Source organism: Novosphingobium sp., assembly GCF_025351285.1.
In the GTDB taxonomy this organism is placed as follows: domain Bacteria; phylum Pseudomonadota; class Alphaproteobacteria; order Sphingomonadales; family Sphingomonadaceae; genus Novosphingobium.
The window spans coordinates 1-6,894 of record NZ_JANXWG010000047.1; the positions used below are offsets into that span (position 1 = coordinate 1).

Consider the following 6,894-nt stretch of genomic DNA (forward strand, 5'->3'; position numbering starts at 1 on the left):
GGATCGCGGTTTCCGGGCGCTATGCGGTGGTCAACGCGCCGCGTTGGAGCACGACCAGGCGGCGCATATTGTAGGCCAGGTTCTGCATTCCGATCTTCGCAGTCGCGCGGACGATGCCGATGGTGCGCACGAGCTTGCCGCCCATGCTGTTGTGCTGGCTGCCGAACACATGCTCGACCCGCGCCCGCACCGACGAGCGGGTCTTGTTGGCCGCTTCCTGTCGCGCCGTGAGCGGCTTGCCCCGGCGTCCTCGTCGGTGGACCCGGCTCTTGAACCCGCGTGCGGCGAGTTTCTCCTCGGCCTCCTGGCTGCGATAGGCGCTGTCGGCCCACACCGTGCTGGCAGTGTTGTCTGGATCGAGCAGGTCATCGAGATCCCATGAGGAGGTGAACAGCGAGCGGCGCTCTGCCAGACTGCTCTCGCTAAAAACCAACTCTGGAGACCAACATGCCGATCGCAGCTCATCGTTCCCAAAAGCCGTCCGCTGTTCACACCGAGCTTAGCGCGAATTTTATCTCGCTGGAACTCTCGCAATCGAAATGGTTGATCACGTCTTTGGCGCCGGGGAACGGCGAGAAGATGTCGAAGTTCGTCGTAGCCGCAAAGGATGTTGCCGGGCTGCTTGCACGCTTTGCCGAACTGCAGCGCAAGGCGGAGGCTCGTACCGGAAAGCGCTTTGGCTTTGTTGTGATCCAGGAGGCGGGGCTCGATGGCTTCTGGCTTCATCGGGTCTTGGAACCGGAAGGGTTCGAAAGCTATGTCGTCGATCCCGCATCGATTGCGGTCCCGCGCCGGGCGCGCCGCGTCAAGACCGACCGCATCGACGGCGAAATGCTGCTGCGAACCTTGCTCGCTTATTCCATTGCCTCGTCCGACAGATTGTAAAGCGCCTGTAGCACCAGCACCTTGAAGATCAGCACCTCGTCCCACGGCTTGCGGCCGGCGGCGCTCTTGCGCTCCACCTCAGAGCGCCGAAGCCCGCCCTTGATCAGCGCCGTCTTCAGCTTAACCCGGAACATCTCGAACGGCACCGCCGCATTGATCGCCACCAGCGGGTCGCCATGCGCGTCCAGCTCCTCATAACGGTGCTGCAAATCGAAAAATCCAGGCTGGCCCATCTCGAAATCCCACGATCCCGCGCTCTATGCGCGCCAAACCCTGAATCCGATTTCAGCCGGTCAGGGAAGGCCTATTTTTCGAGGCGCCCGAGTGCCTGCTTGCGGACACGAACAACCATCGCGGGGTTGGTTACAGTGATGCCTGCGATGATACAGGCGACATCGTCGAAGTTCGAAATGTGCAGCATGTCGGGGCTCCCGATATGGCTCAGACGAATTCGATCTCGCTTGCGACGATGTCGATGTTGTACAAGGTGCGGCCATCCGTCTCGGTCCGGCCGTAGCCGGGTCAACGTGCCTTGTTGGCTGATGCGGGCTTCATCTCGCCACCAGAGCTCCAGCGGTTTGGCCTTGGCCTGCTGTGGCAGCGCGGCCTCTATGAGGGCGGCGAAGTCGCGCTGAAAGACGCTTGCGCCGCAGCATCATGGCCGGGGTGGCGCGGTCTGGGGACGACGCGTCGGAAACCCAGCCGACGCAGCACGGTGCTCATCGTGCGTTCGGCCAGAACGATGCCGAACCTGGCCTTGATCGCGCGGCAAAGTCGGCCCGGCACCAGCGGACGACGCCATGTTCGGCCAGGTCAGGGCCAGCACGAACCCATTGCGCAACCTCGGCTTCCTGCTCAGGGGAAAACAGGCGCTTTGGTCCGAAATTTCCATACCGATCCGACAACCCGGCCAAGCCTTCCTCATTGTAGCGATGCACCCTCCTGAGCCTGACGAAGGGCGCGCAGTGTCTGCCGATCCATGCCCGCTGCCTGCGGCCGCCTCGGTTCGCGATTTGCCCTCCAGCACCAGCGCCAATGCCAACATGCGCCGCGATGCTGCAACGCTCGACGACCGCCGTGCCGCTAAGCGCAGTCCCGAAGCGTCCAAATCAACTCGCGTAAGCGGACGACCCACAACGCGCCCACTTTTGTGCATTGTCATCGCCCCTTATAATCCGGTCGCGATCGTGACCTCTAGATGCTGGACAGCACTCTTTGATCCGATAACGATCGTGTGGGTCTCCTCCATCAGCAGGTGCAGGCTTTGGGCTTGGCCGGGATCGAGTTCTATGCGGTAGGTGCCCGGGCGGACCTGTTCGAAATAGAAAAACCCGTCGGCTTCGCTGCGAACGCGCGCGACCTGTTTGCCGGTTCCGGCGTCGCGCAACAACAGGACCAGCCCCGAAACGCCGCGCTTGCTTTGGCCAGGTCCAGCAAACCGCGCAATGCCCTCGATCTCGCTTAGCGCCACGATCGCAAAGTCCGAGACGTGGATGCGACCTGCGCGCGGTACGACCTCGATCCCCGTTGTCACAGCGGCCAGCGCGATGTCGGGCAAAGTGTCGGTATCGAGCCGGATGCTGGCCTTCGCCGCGTCGCCCAGCCCGCCGATAAAGGTGATGCCATCGGCGTCGGTTTCTCCCGTCTGGACGCCGTTGCCGAACGCCACCTTTGGCAGCACCGGTTCGCCCGGGTCGTAGGCGCGATTGCCGTTGTAGTCCTCATAGGCGCGAATGGCGATCGCTCCCTGCCCCGCCAGCCCCGGTCGCGCGGTGAACAACCGCCTTGTGAGCGGATTGCGCCCGAAGCTGAACCCGAGTCGAAGCTGTACGTCGTAGCTGCGCGAGGGCACGGTGTAGTTGCCGCTGAACGCGAGCGTGAAGTTTCGGAACCGGCGGTAGCCCGAGAGCCCCGCCGTCGTCTGCCCGCCGGCAAAAGTCCGCTGGATACCTGCCCTCAACGTGGTGTTGTCGTCGATCGCATGATCGACGTCGAACGATGCGGCATTCAGCCGCGCGCCCGGCAGCAGCCCGAAATCGAGCGAGGCGTGGTAGCGCGTGCGCGAGCGCGCAAGCGTGGCAAGATCGAACGAGCCGGTCAGGCCCCGGAAGGTATTGGTGCCCGGAATTGCCGAGCTCGAATATTCGAGGCGAGAGGACAGGATCGCGCCGAACGCGGGCAATGACGAGGCGAGCGAGCCGTCGGTCTGGATGTGCCCGTCGTCGAAGGCGATCCGGCGGAAGCGACCTGACAGCGGCAGCATCAGCGAACGGTGCAGCCACCCCAGATCGAGCGTGCCGGCGACGGTCAGCTCGCTCGCCCGCTTCAGGCTGTCGGCAGTAAAAGCGCGGACCTCGTCGCTGAACCGGCCGCGATATTCGGCGTGGGTCAGCGCGAACGAGAAGCCCAGCAGCTTGCCGCCGAGCCCCACCTCCAGCGCTTCGCCCGAGCCGGTTGCGGGCGTCGCGCGCGTCTCGTATCCGGCGTCGAGCTTGAGCGCCAGTCCGCCCAGCCCGACGCGCATTCCTCCTGAAACCAGCGCCCGCTTGCCTGCATCGGTTTCGAACCAGGCGGCCGATGCGCTCGCGGTAAGTTCGGTTGAAACGCCGAACAGGACCTGCGCGCTCGCCCGCCATTTGCCGTAGTCGGGGCCGGGCAGAAAGTTGGGCAACCGCACGCTCGCCAGGTTGATGTCCTTCTGCGCGACGCCGACGGTGTAATTGAGCTCGCCCTTGCCCAGCCGCCCGTCACCCACGCTCAACCGGCGCACCTCCTCGCGGCGTTGGCCCTGCGGACCATAGAACACCAGCCGGAACACGTTGAGCCCGTAATCGACCGGGACCTGGAGGAATTCGTACTGGCCGTTGACCGGTGTCCGGGTGGAACCGATCAGGGTGTTGTTGCGGTACAGCTCGACTTCGTTGCCGTTGGGCAGCTCGCCGCGCAAATCCAGCGTGTCGAACACCGACGCTTGCGCCAGCGCGGCATTGGTCAGCGTCGCGCCGCGTCCCGAAGTGCCGCGCAACCCTAGCGGAAGCGTCGCGGTCGACACGTCACCAAAGGCGAATGCGGTGGCCCTGAGCGGGCCGAGCAGCCGCGCGTCGGGGTCCTGCCGGCCCATCTCGATCCGCGCGGCCGTCAGTCCATAGACCGACGAGGTGCTGGCGAAAACCCGCGCGGTCATGAAGGCCAGGTCGCCGGCGAGCCGCAGATCGGTCTCGGTGCGCGGGCCGAGCGCATTGTCGGAGACCATGCGCGTTTCGACGTCGGCCAGCGGAAAGCTCAGCGCGGCCCACGGGGTCTTTTCGCGCGGCCATTTGGCCGCACCCGCGCCGCCGCCGCGTCCCGACAGCTTTTCGCGCGCGCGCTCGCGCTCGAAGCGCTGCTCGTACGGGAAACGCTCCAGCGTCCTGATCGCGATCGTTTGCGCGCGCGGATTGACCGCGAGCGTGAGCGGAAACAGCGCGGCGAAGCGTTCGGCCTTGAGGTAAAGCTCACCCTCGAACGCAGCGGCATCGCCGCGCGCGAGCGGCAGCGACTTGCCCGCCAGCGTCAGCGTGCCCTCGCGCAAGTTGATCACCAGCGTGCGCTTCTCGTCGAGCACCCAGCCACTGGCGTAGTGGCCATCGTCGCTGATCGCGAGGCCCACTTCGAGGAACCGCGCCAGCGCGCCCAATGGCAAATACGTGCCCGCGCGCGTGCCATAACCGATCACGGTATCGCTGGTGGCGCCATCGCCGGTTTCGATCTGGAGGATCAGTTCATCGTCGCCCGAAAAGATCGCGCCCGTGCCGCCAACGCCGCCGTCGTGGTCGAGCCCCTGCCCGGCAAACGCGACGGCTGGCACCGCCGTTGTGGCAACACCGGCGGCGAAGGGCGCTTTCGCGGGCTGGGCGAAGGCCGGCGCGGGGTTTGGTGCAACTTTGCCGAAATCGGGCACGGGCAAGGGTTTGCGCGCAGGTGGCGGCGGAGGCGACGCCGGGCCGGGCGTTCCGAAATCGGGGCGCGGCATCGTGGCCAGCGCGAGCATGCGCCGTCGAGCCGGCTTGTCCGCTGCGGCTGGCGGAGGGGCAGGTGTAACCTTCGGACCCGCCATATGCACGGCTTGCGGCAGATCGGGCAGGACCTCGACCGGTACGATTGTGCGCGCAGGCTCGACCGGAACTTGCGCAAGTGACGCGATCGGCAGCGCGGGTGTCGGGGCCGGATCGGCTGGTGAAACCGTTGCTGCCGCCGTCGCTGCCACGTCGGGAGCGCCCTCGGCCGTGGGTGCGACATCGGGCAGCAAGGCGACGGACCCCAAGGCCATCGGCGGCAATGGCGGGTCGGCCGCGAAGGCTGGCAGGGGTAGCGGTCCGGCCGCCGGCGTCACGCCCGCCGCGTCCTGGTCAACGACGGGTAGAACTGCCGGTCCAGCCACGCGCTCGATCAGGCGGCTGCGCGTGCCGGACATGCGCTGGGGGACCGGCAGCGGCTCGGCCATGGCCAGCGCTTCATGCCGCTGCTTCGTCAGCCTGGACTTGGCCAGTCGCCGCTCGGCCTTGCGCCGGGCCTTGGCGGTGCGATCGGCGCGCTTTCCGCCGAAGTGCGGCTGAGGCAGCTTGCTGCGCCCGGGTTTGACGGCGGGTGGCGGGATTGCCTCCTCCACCGGCCCCGCCGGCGCGAACAGGGCTTCGCCCAGCACCAGCACGCTTGCCCCCGCCAGCGCTCCCGTCAGCGCTCTTGGCAGCCGCCGCGCGCGCCTCGATCGCTGCCGCGCCATTTGCGGGTTCACGGCACGACAAATTCCTGCCGCGCCAGCGTCTTGCCGGGCGCTTCGTCGTCATCGACATAAGTCACGGTCAGCCGCGCTCCGGGCGCGATCAGCCGCGGATCGGCATCGGGGGTGAGCGGAATCTCGATTCTACGCTCGGCGATCTCGGTGTAAACGCCGATGCCGCGGACTTGCGCGACCGGTTTCTTCGCGCCCGGCACGGTGACGGTCACGTCACCGAAGGCCGAGCGCGTGCCGGCCCGGGTGATCGTCAGGCTCACGACTTTCGCGCCCGCGCGCGAGGTGGTGACGGCCAGGTCGCGCAATCCCGCGGTCAGCGTGGTCTGGCCCACGCGCACGATCACGGGGATGGCGATGCCGAAGCGCGGCACGATCGTGACCCCGATGTTGCCCGGCTGCGTCGCCCCGGCCGCCTGTTCGATCGACAGACCGTCGCTGACGGGCGGGACCGCGACCACCGAGAAGTGCGAGTGGTATTCGCCCGGCGGCAGGTCGGGGCCGGCGTGCGCCATCACGCGGATCATCTGCGCCTCGTTGGCCGGCAGCGTGACCCGGTGCGGCGACCAGCGGATCAGCGCGCTGGCGGTGCGGACTTTCGCGCGCTCGGCCTCGTCCTTGATCGTGGCGAGTTCGACGAGCGTGCCATCGGGCTTCATGACCAGGTCCGAGATCGAGATCTCGTAGTCGCCCGAAGCGCTCGCGCGGTTGTAGAGGCCGACGCTGGTCACGCGCAGCTTGTCGCCCATGACCACGCGCTTGGGGTAGAGGTTGATATCGCCCAGCCCGCCCACCGCGCCTTGCGGTGCGGCAGCAACCACTGACGCCGGCGCTTTGGGGGCGGCCGGTGAACCCAGCGCCTGCTGCTGCGCATTTACCGGTCCGCCTGCGGCAAGCACCGCAATCAGGGCGGCGCACATCGATGGCACGCATCGTATCGACGTCCGCGCGCGATCGGACAGCCCTGGCTCGGTCTTCATGCGCGATCCCCCGAACGTTGCTCGCCTTGAGCAAGCGATCCTATGGGGAATCAGGTATCTTCTTGCAATCGAGTGCTATTGATAAACCACAGTTAGCACGTAAGTGCCTGAATACGTGCCAATCGCCTGGTTTGCCGCGACATTGAGTGTTGCGCCGACGTTGAGCGTGAAATTGCCCGTTGCATCAAGCGCCGCCGCGCTGCTGGCCACGTTGCCGGTGAACCCCGTGACCGCCATGCGGTTCACCCCGTTCACAAG

The 6,894-nt window shown here is 66.4% G+C and carries 4 protein-coding genes and 3 pseudogenes; 1 reads left to right on the plus strand and 6 read right to left on the minus strand.

All coding sequences use genetic code 11. The features are described from left to right. Positions 1-19 precede the first annotated feature (19 nt). Positions 20-373: pseudogene (locus tag Q0R16_RS05460) on the minus strand (transposase); the annotation flags it as partial. Between the two features lie 74 nt (positions 374-447). Here Q0R16_RS05460 and Q0R16_RS05465 point away from each other — a divergent pair. Continuing rightward, positions 448-858, plus strand: a pseudogene (locus Q0R16_RS05465) (IS110 family transposase); the annotation flags it as partial. Here the strand turns inward: Q0R16_RS05465 and Q0R16_RS05470 are convergent. From Q0R16_RS05470 to Q0R16_RS05485, 5 genes and pseudogenes are all read right to left on the minus strand, one after another. Continuing rightward, positions 858-1,118: pseudogene (locus Q0R16_RS05470) on the minus strand (transposase); the annotation flags it as partial. The pseudogenes Q0R16_RS05465 and Q0R16_RS05470 overlap by 1 nt on opposite strands. 376 nt (positions 1,119-1,494) lie before the next feature. Continuing rightward, positions 1,495-1,671 (minus strand): winged helix-turn-helix domain-containing protein, encoded by a 177-nt coding sequence (locus Q0R16_RS19540; RefSeq protein WP_366857173.1) that lies wholly within the window; start codon positions 1,669-1,671, stop codon positions 1,495-1,497. A gap of 382 nt (positions 1,672-2,053) precedes the next feature. Further along, positions 2,054-5,659 (minus strand): hypothetical protein, encoded by a 3,606-nt coding sequence (locus Q0R16_RS05475; protein WP_295633195.1) that lies wholly within the window; start codon positions 5,657-5,659, stop codon positions 2,054-2,056. After that, positions 5,656-6,636, minus strand: coding sequence for a hypothetical protein (locus Q0R16_RS05480; RefSeq protein WP_295633198.1), 981 nt, complete (start codon positions 6,634-6,636; stop codon positions 5,656-5,658). The genes Q0R16_RS05475 and Q0R16_RS05480 overlap by 4 nt, the downstream gene beginning before the upstream one ends. Before the next feature lie 75 nt (positions 6,637-6,711). Next, positions 6,712-6,894: DUF4402 domain-containing protein (locus Q0R16_RS05485; protein WP_295633201.1), on the minus strand; the 183-nt coding region annotated here is incomplete at its 5' end.

Bases quoted from the DNA above. Each gene is read 5' to 3' on its own strand.
- Q0R16_RS05480 (WP_295633198.1), bottom strand. From the start codon at position 6,636: ATGAAGACCGAGCCAGGGCTGTCCGATCGCGCGCGGACGTCGATACGA.